Below are 18,869 nucleotides of genomic sequence, written 5' to 3'. Positions count from 1 at the left end.
TTTTCCAGGAGCTGTACCCATGCCCGCCGCCAAACTGCTAAGTGAACTCAAGTCCCTGGGCGTCGAACTCTGGCCTCAGGACGGACAATTGAAATTCCGCGCCCCCCAAGGTCTGCTCAATACCGAGCGCCTGGCACAACTGCGCGAACATAAAGAACAGATCCTGCACCTGCTCGAAACACAGGAACGGCCCCTGGTTCAGGCTGACCCGGCGAACCACCACGCCCCCTTCCCGCTCACCGACGTGCAGAACGCCTACCTCCTGGGCCGCCAATCTTCCTTTGGCTACGGCAACGTGGCCTGCCATGGCTACCTGGAACTGAGCTGGCCGCTGCTCGATCCGCAGCAGGTGGAACAGGCGTGGAACCGTCTGATCGAGCGTCACGACATGCTGCGTGCGGTGATCGCCAGTGAGGGTTCGCAATGCGTCCTGGCCAACGTGGCCCGATACCCACTGGCCGTCGCGGACCTGCGCGGCGCCACGGCTGAACAGCACCGGCACGGCGTGCAACAGATCCGCCAGGCCATGGAACAGAAGCTCTACCCCACCGATCAATGGCCGCTGTTCGAATTGCGCATGAGCCGCAGCGACAGCGGCGACACCCTGCATTTTTCCATGGACTCGCTGATTGCCGACTGGGCCAGCGCACAGTTGCTGTTCAACGAGTTGGAACAGTTGCTGGACGATCCCCGAGCCACACTGCCACCTCTGGACATCACCTTCCGCGACTACCTGCTGGCCGAGCGTGGCTTGCTTGAAGGCAGCCGCCATCAACGCGACCGCGAGTATTGGCTGGGGCGCGTCGATGACTTGCCTGCCGCGCCGCAACTGCCGGCACCCCTGAGTGGTGATGACACGACCCTGCCGCGCTTCCAGCGGCACTCGGCCCAGCTCGATCAGTCACACTGGAACGCCCTGAAAAAAGCCGCCAGCGAACGCGGCCTGACCCCTTCCATTGCGGTGCTCGCCGCCTACGTCGGGACTTTGCAACGCTGGAGCCAGCGCCCCGCCTTCAGCCTCAACCTGACGCTGCTCAACCGCTTGCCGCTGCACCCGCAGGTGGATCGACTGGTGGGGGACTTCACCTCCGTGAGCCTGCTCCAGGTCAACGATCCTCAAGGCCAGGATTTCACCCAGCAGGCCCGGCAACTGGGCAGCCAACTGTTTGCCGACCTGGAGCACCGGCTGTTCTCCGGCATTGAAGTGATGCGTGAAATCGGCCGCCGTCGTGGCCGTGAAGCCGCGGCCATGCCGGTGGTGTTCACCAGCGCCATCGGCCTGGCGATCGAACCGTCGGCGGCCAGCCAGCGGCGGGTGGGCCACGGCATTACCCAAACCCCGCAAGTCACCCTCGACTGCCAGGTGATGGATGACCGCCACGGTTTGCACATCCATTGGGACGTGCGCCAGGGCGTATTCCCCGACGGCTTGGTCAATGACATGCAGCGGGCGTTCCTGGCGCAGTTGCAGCGACTGGCCCTGGACCCGATCGCCTGGGAACAACCGATGCAGGTGCCGCTGCCGGCCTGGCAACAGCGGGAGCGCCTGGCGGCGAATGCCACCGCCGCGCAGCTGCCCACCGGTCGCTTGCACGACGGCCTGCTGGCCATGGCCGCTGAACATCCGCAAGCGCTGGCGGTGATCGACGCCAACGGCAGCCTGACCTATGCCGCACTCGTCGAACGCGCCCTGGCCGTCGCTGCCACCCTGTGCCGGGCTGGTTGCGCCGCCCAGGAACCGGTGGCGATCCTCATGCCCAAAGGCCTCGACCAAGTCGTGGCGGCCTACGGTGTATTGCTTGCCGGGGCCGCCTACTTGCCACTGGACAGCAATGCCCCGGCTGCCCGCCGCGACCGCGTGCTACGCAGCGCCCAGGTGCGTCATGTACTCGGCCAATCCCAGAACGTTCCCGCTACGCTGCTGCCTGATGGGTTGCACTGGCATGCGGTGGATCGACTGGCGCCCGCGTCGACCGATTTCGAAGCGGTCGAGGGCAGTTCCGATGACCTCGCCTACGTGATCTTCACCTCCGGCTCCACGGGCGACCCTAAAGGCGTGATGATCAGCCATCGCGCAGCCCTCAATACCGTGCAAGACATCAACCGGCGTTTTCAGCTCTGCGCCAAGGACCGCGTGCTGGGGTTGGCCCAGCTGAGTTTCGACCTGTCGGTGTACGACCTCTTCGGTCCCCTCGCCGTAGGCGGCGCACTGGTGCTGCCCGACCCGGCACGTGGCGCCGACCCGTCGCACTGGGCCGAACTGGTGCAGCGGCATCAGGTGACGCTGTGGAACTCGGTGCCCGCGCAACTGCACATGCTCGCCCACTACCTGCAGGCCGAGCCCCGGCCGCTGGACAGCCTGCGCCTGGCGTTGTTGTCCGGTGACTGGATCCCGCTGAACCTGCCGCCGCAACTCCAACAGCGCTTGCCCGGCCTGGTCCTGGTGGGCCTGGGTGGCGCGACCGAAGCCTCGATCTGGTCCAACCTGCACCCGATCGGCGCGATTGACCCGGCGTGGCGCAGCATTCCCTATGGCCTGCCCTTGGCCAACCAGGGCTTTCGCGTGCTCGACAGCCAATGGCGCGACGCCCCGACCTGGGTGCCTGGCGACCTGTACATCACAGGTGTCGGCCTGGCCGAGGGTTACCTTGGCGACCCGGCACTGAGCGAAGCACGGTTCTTCGCCCACCCCGTGGACGGCCAGCGTCTGTATCGCACCGGCGATCGGGGTCGCTACCTGCCGGGCGGCGAGCTGGAGTTTCTTGGCCGTGAAGACGGCCAAGTGAAAATCCGTGGGCATCGCGTTGAATTGGGTGAGATCGACGCCGCATTGCTCGCCACCCCCGGCGTGGACAGCGCAATCAGCCTGGTCACCGGTGATGCCGCCGGCGAGCGCAGCCTACAGGCCTTTGTCACCGCCGCGCAGACAACACCAAAACCGCTGCCGGACGCGTCCTTGCTCACGACGATCAATCGTTATGCCGACAACCAGGTCGGCACCTTTGACGCCCAACAGGTACGCGATTACCAGGCAGACCTGAGTGCCGCGGCGTTGAGTTCAATGCTGGAGGTGATGCTCAAGGCCGGATTGTTCAGCGGCGAGCTGACCGAACCCGATGCCCCGGCCATTCTCAGCGCGTTGCAGGCTCAGCCGCGCCATCACTGGCTGGTGCGCCGCTGGCTGGGCTCATTGTGCGAGGCGGGCCTGGTGCAACTCGAACAATCGCGCTATCGCCTGGCGCAACCGGCACCCGAGCCGGCGCTGGCCTGGGGGCGGGTGGAACAGGCGGTCGCCTCGGGGCTGTGCAGCCAGGCGCTGTTCGACTATCAGCTCAACCATGTCTGGCAATTGCCGCAGTTGATCAAGGGCGAGGTCAACCCCTTCGACCTGCTGTTTCCCCAAGGCCAACAGGACCTGGCGTTGCAGCTATACGGTGGGGACGCCGTCTCGCGCTACAACAATCACAGCATCGCGGCCCTGATCAATCGCCTCGCCACTCACCATGACGGCGACGGGCCGCTGCGCATCCTGGAAATCGGCGCCGGCACCGGGGCCACCAGCGCGCCCGTGATCGGCCTGCTCGATGGCTTGGACGTCGATTACCTGTTCACCGACATGACCGCTTTTTTCCTGCCGGCGGCCAAGCAACGGTTTGCCGAGCACGCCTGGGTGCGCTACGGCGTGCTGGACATCGACCAGGACATTCGGCCCCAAGGGCTGGCCAGCAACAGCGTCGACGTCGTGTTGTGTGCCGGCATGCTCAACAGCGTCAAGGACATCGACAACGCCCTTGGCCAGATTACCGAACTGCTCAGCCCCGGCGGCTGGTTGGTGCTCAGCGAACCCACCGGCGAATGGCCGCCGATCCTGTTGACCCAGGGTTTCATGATGACCCCGGTCAACGGTGATCGCGACTTGGGCCGTAGCGGTTTGCACAACGCCGAAACCTGGCAGGCGCGGATCCAGGCGTTGGGCGGTGAATGCCTGCCCACCCTGCCCCAAGCCGATCATCCGCTGGCCGCCCTCGGCATGCAGGTGTTCGCCGCCCGTTTCAAGGCCGGGTTCCAGCGCCTGGACGTCGACAGCCTGCGCCGCGCCCTGGCGCAACGCTTGCCCGAATACATGCTGCCGGCGCACCTGCAAGTGCTCGACCGCTTGCCATTGACCGCCAACGGCAAGGTCGATCGCAAGAGGCTGGCCAGCTTGCGCCCCGCCGTGGATGCCCAAGTGTCCGCGGGCCAGGCCACGCCGACCGATCCCCTCACCGCCGAGCTGTGCCGGCTATGGGCCGAGGCGTTGGGACTGACGCAGATTGGCGTCGACGACAGTTTCTACGAAAAAGGCGCCGACTCACTGATCCTCGCCCGTGTCGCCGGTCAGTTGCGTGAACAACTGCCCCAGGCCCAGGGCGTGAGTTACGACACACTGCTGCGGCAGATGCTCAACGAACCGAATGTCGCCGCCCTGGCGCGCTTGCTCAACCACGGCGAAAGCGCGCCAGCCGTCACTGCGGTAAGCGGCGAAGCCCAGCGTTCATCCAGCAGCAATGCGTTGGTGGTGCCATTCGGCGGTGGCGAGGTCGGCCCGGTACGGGTGATGTTCCACGCCGCCCTTGGCACCCTGGATTACTTCCAACACCTGGGGCATGCCCTGGCCGAGCAACAGGCCGGACCGGTGATCGGCTTTGCCGTGGCCGACACCGAGCGCTACCTGGCCCTGGAGCCCAAGCGCCTGATCGAAAGCGTGGCCCAGGACTACGCCGAACGCTTGATCGCCGACGGGCATCAGCGCTTCCAGTTGATCGGTTACTGCCTCGGCGGGTTGCTCGCCACCGAGGTCGCCCGGCGCTTGCTCGAACGCGGCATGGACGTGGTGGACCTGAGCCTGATCGACAGCATTCCGATGTTCATCGACACCGACGAGGAACTGGCCTACGAGGCGATCTTCGTACCCAACCTGAACCTGGACCCGGTGAAAACCGTGTTCGGCGCGCACATCGAAGACTACGACGTGTACCGCGCCATCGACCTGCTGATGGCCCGCGACAATCGCCGCGTGCCGGCCGGGGCCATGGCCTCCTTGAGCGGCGACCCGGGCCTGGAAGCCCTGGCGCTGGCGGTGCGACAACAATCGGCGCGCAGCCAGGAACAACGTCTGGCCGAGTACGCGCGCCTGGCGTCGGGCCAGGCCGGGGTGCCCATCGGCCCGGAGCTGGTGCCGACGCTGTTTCGCGTGTGCCGCCACAGCATGCGCGCGGCACGGTTCGACCCGCCGCCGTTCCTCGGCAACATGACCTACCTGCGCTGCCTGGAGCAGCAATCGTTCGGCATCACCGGCGGCGTTGGCCACCTGGCGGCACCGTTCTGGGAAGACGCGTGCCTGGGGCGGTTCGAGTTGATCGATGTGCCCGGCAACCACTTCAGCGTGATCGAACCGCCCCACGTCCACACCGTCACCGCGCACCTGCTGGACGCCCTACGGAAAAACTCATGACCACCGCCCTGGATACCCTCAAACGTCCGGTCAACCGCCTGATCCGAATAGGTGTGGTGTTTGCCGCAGTTGGCGCGCTGGTGAACCTGGTGCCCTTCATCGGCCTGACCGAGCTGGGCCGGTTGCTGCTGGCCGGCAGCGTCGACACTCAGGTCTTGTGGCGCTGGGCGGCGCTGGTCGTGATCGCCCTGAGCCTGGGCTGGATGGCCAACGGCGCGGCCCTGTGGTTGACCCACCTGGCGGACCATCGCCTGCAGGCCAGTATGCGCGACGCCATGGTGCGCAAGCTGGGGCGCGTGCCCCTGGGCTGGTACACCGAGACCACCTCGGGCGCGGTGCGCAAAGTGGTGCAGGACGATCTGGAGGACCTGCATCACCTGGTCGCCCACCACGCGGTGGAACTCACCGCGGCCATCGTCACCCCCGTGGCGGGACTGGTGTGGCTGGTCACGCTGAACTGGCGCCTGGCGCTGCTGGCGGTGCTGACCTTGCCGGTGTATGCGCTGGCCTACGCCCTGATGATGCGTGGCTTCGGCGCGAAGATGCAGTTGCTGGACAAGAGCATGAGCCGAGTCAGCGCGGCGATCGTCGAGTTCGTCCACGGCATCGCCGTGGTCAAGGCATTCGGCCAGGTGGGCCAGGCCCATCGCAGCTACCAACAGGCGGTCAACCAGTTCAGCGAGCAATACGCCGGTTGGGTCAAGCCGCTGTTGCGCCTGGAAGCGTTGTCCTCGATGGCCTTGAGCGTCCCGGTGATTCTGCTGGTGAGCCTGGGGGTGGGCAGCCTGTTGGTGGCCGAAGGCTGGATCACGCCGCTGCAATTGTTCGCCGAGACCTTGGTGGCGGTGGTGATTCCACAGTCGCTGTTGGTGATCAATCAGAGCCTGACCGCCCAACGCACTGCCCTGGCGGCTGCCGACCGCATCGAAACGCTGCTCAAGGTCGAAGAACTGCCCGCGCCCAACGAGGGCAAGCAGCCCTTGGGCAGCGACATCACCTTTGAACAGGTGCAGTTCGGCTACGACCCCGAGCACCCGATCCTCAACGGCGTCGACCTCCACTGCCCTGCCGGCAGCGTGACCGCCCTGGTCGGCGCGTCCGGTGCGGGCAAATCGACCTTGGCCAAACTGGTGCCGCGTTTTCACGACGTCAAGGCTGGGTGCGTGCGGGTGGGCGGCGTCGATGTGCGGGAGATCGATCCGCGCCAGTTGTATCGGCAGGTCGGTTTTGTCTTGCAGGACGCGCAATTGGTCCACGGGACGGTGGCCGATAACCTGCGCCTGGGCCGCCCCGAGGCCAGTGATGCAGCGATGGAGATGGCGGCCCGCTCGGCGCAGATTCACTCGCGCATCCAGGCCCTGCCCCGTGGCTATCAGTCGGTGATCGGCGAAGACGCGATTTTCTCTGGCGGTGAAGCGCAACGCCTGTCCATTGCCCGTACGTTGCTGGCCGACACGCCGGTGCTGATCCTCGACGAGGCCACCTCCCACGCCGACCCCGAATCCGAAGCGCTGATCCAGGACGCCCTGTCGGCCTTGGCCCGGGGCCGCACGGTGCTGGTGATCGCGCACCGCCTGGCCAGCATCAGCGGTGTCGACCAGATCGTCGTCCTCGATCAGGGCCGCGTGCTTGAAAGCGGCCGTCACGAATCCCTGCTTCAGGCCAACGGCGCCTATGCCCAGCTATGGCGCGCCGGCGCCAAGCACTCCGTTCCCGAGCTGGAGATGTCCCTGTGATCCGCAGTCTTGTTACGTTACTGGGGCCGGCGCATGCCGCCCGCCTCTACCGATACCTCGCGTGGCTGGTGACCAGCGCCGTGCTGCAAGGCCTGGCCGTGGCGTTGCTGGTGCCGATCCTGCACACGCTGTTTGCCGGTGATCTACCCAGGGCGATGGTTTGGCTGGCCGGCCTGGCGGCGATGGCCGTGCTGACGTGTATCGCCCATTACCAACAGGCGATGAAGGGCTTTGCCCTCGCGCTGGTGGTGTTGACCACCTTGCATGATCGCCTCGGTCGACACTTGGCCAGCCTGCCCCTGGGCTGGTTCAACTCGGAGAAGGTCGGACGCCTGTCGCGCAGCGCCACCAGCGGCACGTTGATGGTCACCGGCCTGTTCGCCCATTACCTGGGGCCGGTGGTGTCCGGGGTGGTGGTGCCGGCCACGGTTGCGCTGACCTTATTCATCTTCGACTGGCGCCTGGGCCTGACCGCGGTGCTGTGCGCGCCGCTGATCTACTTCACTCACCACGGGTCCGCCGCCGCCATTGGCCGTAACGACGCCCGGGTCGAAGCCGCCGCGACCCGGGCCGGTAACCGCGTGGTCGAGTTCGCCCGCTACCAGCACGTGCTGCGCGCCTTTGGCCGGACCCAGGACGGTTACGCGCCCTTGCAAGCAGCCAACCTGGCGCAGAAACAGGCCGGTGGTTCGATGTTGGCCCAGACCTTTCCCAAACTGCTGGCCGGCGGCCTGACCGTGCAATTGGCCTTTGCGCTGCTGGTGGGCGTGGGCATCGCCCTGGCCGTCCGAGGCGATATCGACGCCATTCAGCTGGTCGCCCTGCTCGCCCTGGCGGCCCGATTTGTCGGGCCACTGGCCGAGGCGGCGGCACGCAGCGGCCTGTTGCGCATGGCTGCTAATGACCTCGACCAACTGGTCGACATCCTGCGTGAGTCGCCATTGCCGCAACCCGCTGTCAGCCAAGCGTTGACCGCCCCCGGCAGCTTTGCCTTCGAACACGTCAGCTTCGCCTACGCCAGCGGCCCGACGGTGCTGCGCGACCTGACCTTCACGGCAGCGGCCCATTCGATGACGGCGATTGTCGGCGCCTCGGGCTCGGGCAAGACCACCGTCACGCGCCTGCTCATGCGGTTTTTCGATGCGAGCGAAGGCCGCGTCAAGGTCGGCGGCGTCGATGTGCGCGAACTGTCCAACGAAGCCTTGATGGCGCAACTGTCGCTGGTGATGCAGGACGTCTACCTGTTCGACGACAGCCTCGAAGCCAATATCCGCGTCGGCAGGCCGGACGCCAGTGCGCAGCAGGTGGCTGAAGCGGCGCGGCTGGCCGGCGTCGACGAAATCGTCGCACGCCTGCCCCAGGGCTGGCACACCCCGGTGGGCGAAGGCGGCGCGTCACTGTCCGGCGGCGAACGCCAGCGGGTGTCCCTGGCCAGGGCCTTGCTCAAGCGCGCGCCGATCGTGCTGTTGGATGAAGCCACTGCCGCCCTCGATCCCCAGAACGAAGCCTTTGTACAAGCGGCGATTCGCAGCCTGAAGCAAACTTCAACGGTATTGATCATCGCCCATCGCTTGCCGACCATCATGGCCGCCGACCAGATTCTGGTGCTGGACCAGGGTCGCCTGGTGGAAGCAGGTACTCACGCGCAACTGCTGGCCCTCGACGGGCGTTACAGCGGGTTCTGGCGTGATCGCCAGCGTGCCGGCGGCTGGCGCCTGAATGCGCGGGCCCAGCCATGCTGATCGGGGTGCTGGGTGCCAGTGGCGATGTCGGCCTGGCCAGCGCTCGGGCGCTGTTGAGCTTGGGCGTGAACGAACTGCGCCTGGGCGGGCGTGACTCACGCAACGGCGCGCGCTGCCTGGCATCGCTCCAGCGGCAATGGCCCGACGCACGCCTGCACTGGGCAGCGGTGGACTTCAATGACGCTCCCGCCCTGGCCAGGTTCGCCCACGGCTGCGACGTGCTGCTCAACTGCGCCGGCCCCTCCTGGCGATTGGCGGACCGTGCCGCCCGGGCGGCGTTGCAAACCGATGCGCATTACGTGGATGCGGCCGGCGAGGTGACGCTTGAAACGAGCCAGTGGCACAACCGTTGCGCCGTCCTCGGTGCCGGCCTGCAACCGGGGCTTACCGGCTTGCTGCCACGTTGGCTGGCCGAGCAGGCCTTCTCTGAGGTCCAGGGACTGACCAGTTATTTCGGCCTGCGTGACCATTTCACCACGGTGGCTGCCGACGACTTTCTGCAGGGGGCGGTGGACGGCACCAGCGAACCCCTGGCGGCGTGGCGCAACGGTCGTTGCAGCCGGGCGCTGCGCCGCAGCCGGGACGTGCTGCTGCCGTGTTTCCCCGGTCAGGTTCACCTGCTGCCCTATTTGAACCGGGAAGGCGAATGCCTGGCCATGGACCTGCGCTTGAACGTCGGCCAATGGTTCAACGTGATCACCGACGGGCATGTGCTCAAGGCGCTGGACCTGGCCCACAGCCTACCGCGCGTCGATGCGGTGCAGCGCTTGTGCGAGGCCAGCCGGCTGGACCTCAGCGGCCAGGCGCCCTTCGTCACGTTGCTGCTGCAACTCGACGGGCGGTGGGACGGCCAGGCGCGCACCCGCAGTCTGGTGCTCAGCGGCGCCGGCAACGCAGCGCTGACCGGTGCAATGGCTGCCGCCACGGTGCTCAGCGTGGCGAACGGTGAAATCAGTGCCGGCTGCCATTACGCCGCCCAGGCGCTGCCACCCGCCGCCAGCCTTGAACGCCTGCAACGCACCTCGGCGATCCGTGCCCTGAACCTGCTGCCCGGCCCGCTCGATCACCTGCACACCGTTGAAGAAGGTTGCCTATGAACAACGCCCTGAATGCGCTTGAACACGTCAGCCTGGGGGTGATGGCCCAAGTGCTGCTGCACACCCAGGCCTTGCCCTTGCGGGTCTGGCGCAGCGCCGGGCAGATCAACCAGGCCTTGGGCACGGCCCCCCGCCATGCCTGGATCGTGCGGCGCTGGCTGGCGGCGCTGACCCGCGCCGGTGCCTTGGGCGAAGACGCTGAACGCCTCGCCTGGCAAGGCATACCACCCACGGCTGCGGTCGAAAACCTGCCCGGGCTGTACGCCGAACTGGGCTTCCCGGCCAGCATGGCGCCCCTGCACCGCCAGGTCATCGCGTGCCTGCCCGACCTGTTGCGCGATCAACTCGCCCTGGCACCGTTGCTGTTGCAATCGGGTGACCCCGTCACGGTGCTGGGTGCCTATCAGCGCAACCACTTCACCGCAGCGATCAATCAAGCCCTCGCCGCACGGGCGGGCGAAGTCAGTGCCCACGGCGATGTGCTGCGGGTGTTGGAGTTGGGCGGTGGCGCGGCCTGCACCACCCGCGCCGTGCTGGCAGCGTTGCAAGCACGCGAAAAGGATTATCGCTTTACCGACATCAGTCCGCTGTTCACCGGCGCAGCCCAGCGTGAGTTTCGCCTGGAACCGGGGTTGCGCGTCGGCTTGCTCGACTTGGACCGGGACTTCGCCGAGCAAGGCATCGAGGCCTGCAGCCAGGACCTGGTGGTCGCTGGCAACGCCCTGCACAACGCCCGCGACTTGCCCCGCAGCCTTGGGCAGATACGCGCCTGCCTGAGGGACGGCGCAAGCTTGTTGTTCAGTGAGTCCATCGCCGACAACCCGGCGATGCTGACCTTCATGCACCTGCTGCTGTCACCGCCCGCCGATGCGCCGCTGCGCGATACCGATGAAGTGTTCATCCCGCCTGATGCATGGCGCCAGGCCTTGCAGGCCCAGGGTTTCCAATTACTCGAAGTCTGGCCCGCGGCCACCGACCCGCTGGCGGCCGCCGGGCAACGTTTGTTTCACGCCGTAGGAGTTTCAAGATGACGCTGCACGTTGACATCCTGCTGGTTGAGCTAGCCGCCGGCACGTTCCCCTGGCATTTACCGGCCCTGACCGAGCTGGGCGTTCATCAGGGTTCCCCGGCACGGCTGTTGGCGGTCATCGAACGCCAGCGCCCCGCCGTGGCAGTCATGAACGCCGAACAGCTGGAACGGCTGTTGGACTTCCCCGCCTTGCCATTGACCGACCTGAGCTACCTGGAACAGGTTCTGTTCATCACGGCGCAACCAGACGACTGGCAACTTGCCGAGCGCGCGGCGGCACAGCTCAATTGCTGCGTCCAGGGGTTTACGAATGCCCTCGGGGATTGGCGCGACCTGGCCAGCGTCAAGATCGAGCAGCAACGCTGGCGCGAGCGGGCCCTTGGGCATCCCGACGTGAGCAGCGTCGCGTTGCACGGCCAGACCTTGTTCGCCGTACCTCACCCCTGCAAGGCCGCATGGGTCGAGGATCACCTCGATGCTACCGAAGCGGCCCTCGACCGACAGTTTTCCTCCGAGCGACTCGTCGAAGCGGTACGGCTCAATGATCGGCTGGGCCATGCCGCGCTGCTGTCGATGCTCAACGGCCTGGACCATTGCGGCCTGTTGCCCGCCCCGTTGAACGATGTCGCCCAGGGCCTGGCCCATGGGGGCATCGCGCCGGGTCATCGGCCATTGATCGCGCGTTGGCTGGACGCGTTGCAGGAGCAAGGACTGTTGCGCCGCGAAGGCACCCGATTGCAGCCCACCCTTGACGCGAACACCTGGAGCGACGAAGCCCTCGAAGGTATCTGGACGCAACTGACCCTGGACTGGGCGCGCAATACCGGCGGCAGCGGCACCCTCGACTATGCCCGAGACAACGCCCGTCAATTACCGGCGCTGATGCGCGGCGACTGTGCGGCTGTGCATCTGTTGTTTCCCGAAGGACGCACCGAACGCGCGGCGGCGTTGTACCGCGAAAGCCTGGCGGCCCAGTACCAGCACCGCGCCGTAGCCCACTGGGTCGGAGCCTGGGCGGCACGCCAGTCGACCGGTGTGCCGTTGCGCGTGCTCGAAGTCGGTGCCGGCACCGGCTCGACCACCCAGGCGGTGCTGCCGGCCTTGGCCGACGCTGTGGTGGACTACCTGTGTACCGACGTGTCGCGCTATTTCAGCGAGCAGGCCGCCGAGCGTCTGCGAGACTGGCCGTGGGTCCGTCACGGCGTGTTCGACATCGACCGCCCGGCCCTGGCCCAGGGTTACCGCAGCCAGAGCTGGGACCTGATCATCGCCGGTGGCGTGCTCAATGCCGCCCGCGCTACCGAGCGCTCCCTGGCGACCTTGCTCGCCTTGCTCAAGCCCGGCGGCTGGCTGGTGTTCAGCGAACCCACGCAAGAGGAATTCTGGGTGATGGCCTCCCAGGCCTTCATGCTCAACCAGGCCGACGATGAACGTCAGCTCAGCAGCACCACCTTCCTGAACCTCACCCAGTGGCAAACCGCACTGGCCAGGAGCGGATTCCAGGGCAACCGCAGCCTGCCCGCCGCCGGTCACCCACTGTCGCGCCTGGGCCATCGCGTCTTCGTTGCCCAGGTGCCCACCCGCCGCTTGAGCCGCGCGGCACTGGCCGCGCACCTCGAAGAACCGGCCTTGAACCTTGAACTGCCCGACCAGTTACCCGACGACCACACGCTGGCCCTGTGGGCGCGCCTCCCGGAGACTTGCCCGTGAACAGCCCCCTTGCGCGCAAACGCGTGATCGTCGCCGGCACCGCGTTCGGCCGCCTCTACCTGCAAGCCCTGGCCCGCGCCCATGATCGCTATCAACTGGTGGGCATCCTGTCCCGCGGCAACGCCTATTCCAAAGCCTGCGCGGAGCATTACGGGGTGGCGCTGTACGAGACCGTCGAACAGGTGCCGGATGAGGTCGACATCGCCTGCGTGGTGGTGCGCTCCGGCGCAACCGGTGGCGCCGGTGCTGATCTGGCCCAACAGTTTCTGCGCCGTGGCATCCACGTGTTGCAGGAACACCCGGTGCACCACCGCGAAATCGCCGCGTGCATGCAGGCCGCGCGCCAGGGCCAGGCCGCCTATGCGGTGAATACGCTGTACCCCAATATCCTGGCGATCCGTCGCTTTCTCGCCGTGGCCGCCTACCTGCGCGATCAACAGGGACTGGCGTACATCGAAGCCGCCTGCAACAGCCAGGTCGCCTACCCGCTGTTGGATATTCTCGGACGCCTGGCCGGTGGTCTACGGCCCTGGTCGTTTACGGCACCGGCTCCTACGGTCGGGGAACATCCCTTCACCCGGCTCGATGCCCGTTTCAACGGCGTACCGATCAGCTTGCGCGTACAGAACCAGGTGCACCCCAAGGACCCGGACAACCACTCGCTCCTGCTGCATCGCCTCGAAGTCGGCTGCGAAGCCGGGGTGCTGAGCCTGGGCGACACCCACGGCCCGGTACTGTGGAACCCGCGCCTGCACGCTTTGAGGGACAGCACTGACCGGCTGATCATGGCCGGCCCCGGCAGCGAGCGGCTGGCCGGGCCGACGATGGTGCTGCTCGATCCGCACGTGCCCCTGAGCTACCGGCAGGTGTTCAACCAGGTCTGGCCCGACGCGGTCAGCGTCGCCCTGGATGAGTTATGCCGCGACATCGATGAACCTTCACGGCGCTTGCACAGCGGCGTCTGGGCCACCGAGGTGGCCATGGCCTGGCGCGAAATGAGCAACCTGATCGGCATGCCCGCCTTGATAGAGCCGCCAGTGCCCCGTGCGCTGCCGCTGGCCGAGCTCCAGGCCCTGGCCGACGCTGTGCAACCCCCTTGTGGTGATCACACCGCCCAACTGCTGGGAGCGCTGCCGTTTTGAACACTGTCCAACCTGCTTCCACTTGCAGCCACGTGTTGCTGTGGGTGCGCGACTTGCACCAGGCCGTGGCGAATTTTCGCGCCGCCGGTTTCGAGGTCACCTTCGCCACTGCCGAGGCACGCGCGCAACACGCGCACATCTGGTTCAGCCAGGGGCCGATCATCGAATTGCTCACGACGCCGCGTCACGCCTGGCTGTTCAAGTGGCCCATCGACTGCCTGGCCGGCCGTGGCGCTGGGCGCCGCATGTTGCGCTGGGCCGCCCAGGGTGAAGGGTTCTGCGACCTGGCGCTGCTGTGCGACACCCCTGCCCTGGCGCCGCGCCTCAAGGGCCTGGCGGGATGCGGCGTGGCCATGGGCCGCACGGTGAACTGGCGGCGTACCTGTGTCGATGGCCGCCAGACGCGCTTTCGTTTCGTCTACCCGCGCCACGACCGCCTGCCCTTCCTGGTCACGCCCTATGAGCCGGCCCAGCATCCGCCCCGAATGACTCACCCCAACGGCGCAACGGGCTTGGCGGCGATCCACCTGGGCGTACATCCCGGCGACCACACCGCCCTCAGCCTGCTGACCGGCGACGACCCGTTGCTGCGTATCCAGCCAGCCGAATACACCGGCGTACAGGCGGTGCAAGTCGCTGGCCTGGCGCACCCGCTGACTCTGCACGGCGCCCGTTTGCTGGGTTGCCCGACCGTTCAAGGAGATTGCCATGCTTGATGGATGCACCGACTGGCCCGACGACTTTATCCGCCGTTACCGCGAACACGGCTACTGGCAAGGCGTGCCGTTGGGCCAACTGTTGCGCGAGCAGGCGCAGCGCACACCGCACAAAGAGGCGCTGGTGGACGGTCATCGGCGTTGGTGTTACGCCGAACTCGATCTGCAGGCCGACCGCTTGGCCGCCGGGCTCGCCGACCGGGGCCTGCGCGCCGGCCAGCGGGTGCTGGTGCAACTGCCGAACATCGCCGAGTTTTTCAGCCTGACCTTCGCCCTGTTGCGCCTGGGCGTGATTCCGGTGTTCGCCCTGCCGGCCCATCGCGAACACGAACTGGTCCACTTGGCCCAACTGAGCCAGGCCGTGGCCTATGTGATTGTCGATCGGCACTTGGGCTTCGATTATCGGCCGCTGGCGCGCACCCTGCGTGAGCAGGTGCCGAGCTTGCAACAGGTCTGGGTGGTCGGGGCGGCCGAGGAGTTCGTCGCCTTGGGCGACTGTGTTGCTGACCCTCGTCCGCTGCCCGCGCCAGGCTCACGGGAAGTCGCCGTGCTACTGCTGTCCGGCGGCACCACCGGCCTGCCCAAGCTGATCCCGCGCACCCATGACGATTACGCCTGCAATGCACGCCTCGCGGCCCGCGCGTGTGGCTTCGACAGCCACACCCGCTACCTGGCTGCGTTGCCCGTGGCGCACAATTTTCCTCTGGCCTCACCCGGCGCGTTCGGGGTGTTCAGTGTCGGCGCTACCCTCGTGCTGGCGCCGGAGCCCAGCCCCGACACGACCTTCGAACTGATCGAGGGCGAACGTATCACCCACACCGCGTTGATCCCGCCGCTGGTGCTGCTGTGGCTGGAGATGGCGCAGTGGTCCGACCGCGACCTGAGCAGCCTGCAATGGCTGCAGGTCGGGGGCGCGCGACTCAAGGCCGAGATTGCGGCGCGTATCCGCCCGGCCCTGGGCTGTGGCTTGCAACAGGTCTACGGCATGGCCGAAGGGTTGCTGTGCTTCACGCCGCTGGATGACTCACAAGCGCGCATCTTCGAAACCCAAGGTCTGCCGCTCACCGCCGATGACGAGATCCGCATCGTCGACGCCGATGACGTGCCGGTCGCGCCAGGCGCCGTGGGCGAACTGCTGGTGCGCGGCCCCTACACCATTCGCGGTTACTACAACGCCGCCGAACAAAATCTGCGCGCCTTTACCGCCGACGGTTTTTACCGCAGCGGCGACCTGGTGCGGCGTTTGCCCGAGGGCCATTTGATCGTCGAGGGGCGGACCAAGGATGTGATCAATCGCGGCGGCGAAAAAATTCCGGTGGAGGAAATCGAGAATCTGTTGCTGGGCCATCCCCTGATTCGCGATGTCGCCCTGGTGGCCTTGGCCGATGAGCTGCTGGGTGAGCGCAGTTGCGCCTGCGTGCTGGCCCACGGAGGACCGGTCGAACTGGGCACGATCAACGCCTGGCTGCGCGAGCGTGGATTGGCCGCCTACAAACTGCCGGATCGCTTGCAGGTGCTGCGCGAGTTCCCGCTGACGCGCCTGGGCAAGGTCAACCGCAAGGCCCTGGCGGAACAGGTGCAAGCCTTATGAGCGGCGAAATGTCCGCGTGGTTACGCGTGCTGCGTGGAGGCGACCAACCCCGGGCCCGCCTGGTGTGCCTGCCCCACGCCGGAGGCAGCGCGAGTTTCTTCCGTCCGTGGCTGGCGCACCTGCCGGGGGATATCGATCTGCTGGCCGTGCAATATCCCGGACGTGAAGAACGGTTCAATGAGACGCGTATCGCCTGCCTGGCCAGCCTGGCCGAACACATCAGCCAGGCCTTGCTGAGTTTGCCCAGCCGTCCGCTGTGGTTGTTTGGCCACAGCATGGGCGCGGCGCTGGCCTACGCCGTCGGTGTGCAGCTGGAAGCAGCGGGTGTCGGTGCCGAGCATGTGTTTGTCTCGGCCCACCCGCCACCGCACCGGCAACCACCCAGTGACCTGCACCGCCAGGACGACACCGCGCTGATCGCCGACATTCTGCGCCAGGATGCCGAGGCCACAGGTCTGTGGGGCAACCCGCAATTGCGCGCCCTGTTCCTGCCGACCCTGCGCAGCGACTACCAGGCCATCGAGACCTGGCAACCGGCGCAGCTTGACCGCTTGGCGGCGCCCATCGACGTACTGCTGGCCCGGGCCGACACGGATGTCAGCCTTGACCAGGCCCGGGCCTGGGCAGACCTGAGCGAGCACACCCCGGATATCCGCCTGTTCGACGGCGATCATTTTTACCTCAAGCAACAGCCGCGCCCCGTGGTCCATCACCTGCTGCGACGCACGGCCTACCTTCAAGGAGAATCGGTATGAAAACCCCGGAACACTGCACCGGCCTGCCGGACATTCGCCACGCCATCGACACCCTCGACCGGCAGATCATCGATGCCCTGGGGCTGCGCATGCACTACGTCAAGGCAGCCTCGTCGTTCAAGCCCGACCAGGCCAGTATCGCCGCGCCGGACCGCGTCGCGGCGATGTTGCCGCAGCGTCGGCGCTGGGCCCAGGAGGCCGGGCTGGACGGTGAATTCATCGAGGGCCTGTTCAACCAGGTCATCCACTGGTACATCGCGGAACAAACGGCGTTCTGGCTGCAAAAAAAGAGCAAGGCGGTATGAACGAAGCCGCCTTGTTGAATGTGTTCGAAGCCGCGCACCAGCTCGCGTTGGAGTACCAGCGTCCCGTCGTCGCCGTGAGCTCGCGCCCCGCACCGACCCTGGATCCGTTGGTGCTGTACGAAGCGCACCGGCAGGGCTTTTTCTGGTGCGCTCATTCACCGCGTCTGGCCCTGTTCGGCCTGGGCAGCGCCTGGCAGATCGAAGCCTCGGGTCCCCAGCGATTGGCCGAGGTGAACCGTCAATGGTTCGCTCTGTGCGCCGACGCGGTGATCGACGGCCCCCATCCACCGCTGCTGCTGGGCGGCATGCGTTTCGACACGCAGCAACCTTGCGCGCCACATTGGGCGCCGTTTGCCGATGCCAGTTTTCACCTGGCCCAATGGTTGCTCAGCGAAGACAGCGACGGCCGTTGGCTGCGTTGCCAGTGCGTGGTGGAACCCGGTAGCGATCCCGCCGCCTTGGCGCACGCCAGTCTGGCGGCGTACCAACAGCTTCTCGCGTCGCCACGCTCGCCCGCATCGTGCCCAGCGGTCATCGAACGCACTGCATTGCCCGCGCCGCAGTGGCAGGCCAAAGTCACCAACGCCTTGCAGGCTATCGACCGCGGCGACCTGAGCAAAGTGGTGCTCGCCCGCCATATCGAATATCAGCTGGACGCCGCCCTCGATAGCGGCGCTGTCATGCGCCGGCTGCACGAGCGGCGCAACTCATCCCACCTGTTCGCCCTGCACCGCGCAGAGAGCTGTTTCATGGGCGCCACCCCGGAGCGGCTGCTCAGTTGCCAGGCAGGTCACCTGCGCACCCACGCCCTCGCTGGTAGCGCGCGCCGCGGCCCAACGCCCGAGGAAGACCAGGACGTGGGCGCAGGCTTGTTGGCGGATCCCAAGGAACTGCACGAACATCAATTGGTGGTGCAGACCATCCTGCAAGGCTTGAGCGGCATCGTCAGCAACCTGCAAGCCGCAACCCGACCCGAACTGCTGAAACTGGCCACGGTGCAGCATTTGAGCACCCCGATCAGCGCCCGGCTTGAAGAGGGCCGCAGCTTGCTGGACGGTATCCAGGCCTTGCACCCCACTCCAGCGGTCGGAGGTTTGCCAGGGGCGACGGCGATGGACTTCATTCGCCGCCACGAGGGCTTCGACCGGGGCTGGTATGCGGCGCCCGTGGGTTGGCTGGACTCACGGGGCAACGGCGATTTCCTGGTGGCCCTGCGTTCGGCGCTGATGACACCTTTGCATTGCCACTTGTTCGCCGGCTGCGGGATCGTTCAGGGGTCTCGACCGGCCGATGAGTATGAGGAAACTCAAATCAAACTGGCGAGCATGGAGCAGGCCTTGCAACTGGCTCCACGCTAAAGGCGAGCCAATGATGAACCTGTGGCGAGGGAGCTTGCTCCCGTTCGGCTGCGAAGCAGTCGTGGACCGGCGGATGCGGAGTGCCTGGTGCTTTGCATTCAGCAGGTTTGGGGGCCGCTACGCAGCCCAGCGGGAGCAAGCTCCCTCGCCACGGGTTTGTCGATTGCCTTGAGTGAACAGCGTCAGCTCAAAT

General features: G+C 66.5%; 12 protein-coding genes. All 12 read left to right on the top strand.

The window, feature by feature from the left end; translation table 11 throughout:
• Positions 1-19 precede the first annotated feature (19 nt).
• The 12 genes from AD659_RS11280 to AD659_RS11225 are packed head-to-tail and all read left to right on the top strand — an operon-like array spanning position 20 to position 18,676.
• Positions 20-5,494, top strand: a complete 5,475-nt coding sequence (locus AD659_RS11280; RefSeq protein ID WP_053121165.1) for a non-ribosomal peptide synthetase — start codon at positions 20-22, stop codon at positions 5,492-5,494.
• Positions 5,491-7,230 carry an ABC transporter ATP-binding protein gene (locus tag AD659_RS11275; protein ID WP_053121163.1) on the top strand — a complete coding sequence of 580 codons (1,740 nt, stop codon included), beginning with the start codon at positions 5,491-5,493 and terminating at the stop codon, positions 7,228-7,230. The genes AD659_RS11280 and AD659_RS11275 overlap by 4 nt, the downstream gene beginning before the upstream one ends.
• Positions 7,227-8,972: an ABC transporter ATP-binding protein gene (locus tag AD659_RS11270; RefSeq protein ID WP_053121161.1), complete on the top strand. Its 1,746-nt coding sequence runs from the start codon at positions 7,227-7,229 to the stop codon at positions 8,970-8,972. Before AD659_RS11275 ends, AD659_RS11270 begins: the two co-directional genes overlap by 4 nt.
• Positions 8,966-10,069: a saccharopine dehydrogenase NADP-binding domain-containing protein gene (locus AD659_RS11265; RefSeq protein WP_053121159.1), complete on the top strand. Its 1,104-nt coding sequence runs from the start codon at positions 8,966-8,968 to the stop codon at positions 10,067-10,069. Before AD659_RS11270 ends, AD659_RS11265 begins: the two co-directional genes overlap by 7 nt.
• Positions 10,066-11,100, top strand: a complete 1,035-nt coding sequence (locus AD659_RS11260; protein WP_053121157.1) for a class I SAM-dependent methyltransferase — start codon at positions 10,066-10,068, stop codon at positions 11,098-11,100. Before AD659_RS11265 ends, AD659_RS11260 begins: the two co-directional genes overlap by 4 nt.
• A complete protein-coding gene (locus tag AD659_RS11255) occupies positions 11,097-12,809 on the top strand; it encodes a class I SAM-dependent methyltransferase (protein WP_231987686.1) in 1,713 nt (570 codons plus the stop codon). Before AD659_RS11260 ends, AD659_RS11255 begins: the two co-directional genes overlap by 4 nt.
• Positions 12,806-13,951 (top strand): Gfo/Idh/MocA family oxidoreductase, encoded by a 1,146-nt coding sequence (locus AD659_RS11250; protein WP_053121155.1) that lies wholly within the window; start codon positions 12,806-12,808, stop codon positions 13,949-13,951. The genes AD659_RS11255 and AD659_RS11250 overlap by 4 nt, the downstream gene beginning before the upstream one ends.
• On the top strand, positions 13,948-14,667 hold the full coding sequence (locus AD659_RS11245) for a VOC family protein (protein ID WP_053121153.1): 720 nt from the start codon (positions 13,948-13,950) through the stop codon (positions 14,665-14,667). Before AD659_RS11250 ends, AD659_RS11245 begins: the two co-directional genes overlap by 4 nt.
• A complete protein-coding gene (locus tag AD659_RS11240) occupies positions 14,660-16,258 on the top strand; it encodes a (2,3-dihydroxybenzoyl)adenylate synthase (protein ID WP_053121151.1) in 1,599 nt (532 codons plus the stop codon). The genes AD659_RS11245 and AD659_RS11240 overlap by 8 nt, the downstream gene beginning before the upstream one ends.
• Positions 16,255-17,013, top strand: coding sequence for a thioesterase II family protein (locus AD659_RS11235; RefSeq protein ID WP_053121150.1), 759 nt, complete (start codon positions 16,255-16,257; stop codon positions 17,011-17,013). Before AD659_RS11240 ends, AD659_RS11235 begins: the two co-directional genes overlap by 4 nt.
• Entirely contained in the window at positions 17,010-17,318 is a 309-nt protein-coding gene (locus AD659_RS11230) for an isochorismate lyase (RefSeq protein ID WP_053121148.1), read from the top strand. The genes AD659_RS11235 and AD659_RS11230 overlap by 4 nt, the downstream gene beginning before the upstream one ends.
• Positions 17,315-18,676: an isochorismate synthase gene (locus AD659_RS11225; protein ID WP_053121146.1), complete on the top strand. Its 1,362-nt coding sequence runs from the start codon at positions 17,315-17,317 to the stop codon at positions 18,674-18,676. Before AD659_RS11230 ends, AD659_RS11225 begins: the two co-directional genes overlap by 4 nt.
• The last annotated feature ends 193 nt before the right edge of the window (positions 18,677-18,869 follow it).

The organism is Pseudomonas thivervalensis, assembly GCF_001269655.1.
GTDB classification, from domain to species: domain Bacteria; phylum Pseudomonadota; class Gammaproteobacteria; order Pseudomonadales; family Pseudomonadaceae; genus Aquipseudomonas; species Aquipseudomonas thivervalensis.
The sequence above is the reverse complement of the archived record's forward strand: the minus strand, read 5'-3'. Positions and strand labels throughout refer to the sequence as shown.

Bases quoted from the DNA above. Each gene is read 5' to 3' on its own strand.
- AD659_RS11260 (WP_053121157.1), top strand. From the start codon at position 10,066: ATGAACAACGCCCTGAATGCGCTTGAACACGTCAGCCTGGGGGTGATG.
- AD659_RS11225 (WP_053121146.1), top strand. From the start codon at position 17,315: ATGAACGAAGCCGCCTTGTTGAATGTGTTCGAAGCCGCGCACCAGCTC.
- AD659_RS11280 (WP_053121165.1), top strand. From the start codon at position 20: ATGCCCGCCGCCAAACTGCTAAGTGAACTCAAGTCCCTGGGCGTCGAA.
- AD659_RS11265 (WP_053121159.1), top strand. From the start codon at position 8,966: ATGCTGATCGGGGTGCTGGGTGCCAGTGGCGATGTCGGCCTGGCCAGC.
- AD659_RS11240 (WP_053121151.1), top strand. From the start codon at position 14,660: ATGCTTGATGGATGCACCGACTGGCCCGACGACTTTATCCGCCGTTAC.
- AD659_RS11255 (WP_231987686.1), top strand. From the start codon at position 11,097: ATGACGCTGCACGTTGACATCCTGCTGGTTGAGCTAGCCGCCGGCACG.
- AD659_RS11230 (WP_053121148.1), top strand. From the start codon at position 17,010: ATGAAAACCCCGGAACACTGCACCGGCCTGCCGGACATTCGCCACGCC.
- AD659_RS11235 (WP_053121150.1), top strand. From the start codon at position 16,255: ATGAGCGGCGAAATGTCCGCGTGGTTACGCGTGCTGCGTGGAGGCGAC.
- AD659_RS11275 (WP_053121163.1), top strand. From the start codon at position 5,491: ATGACCACCGCCCTGGATACCCTCAAACGTCCGGTCAACCGCCTGATC.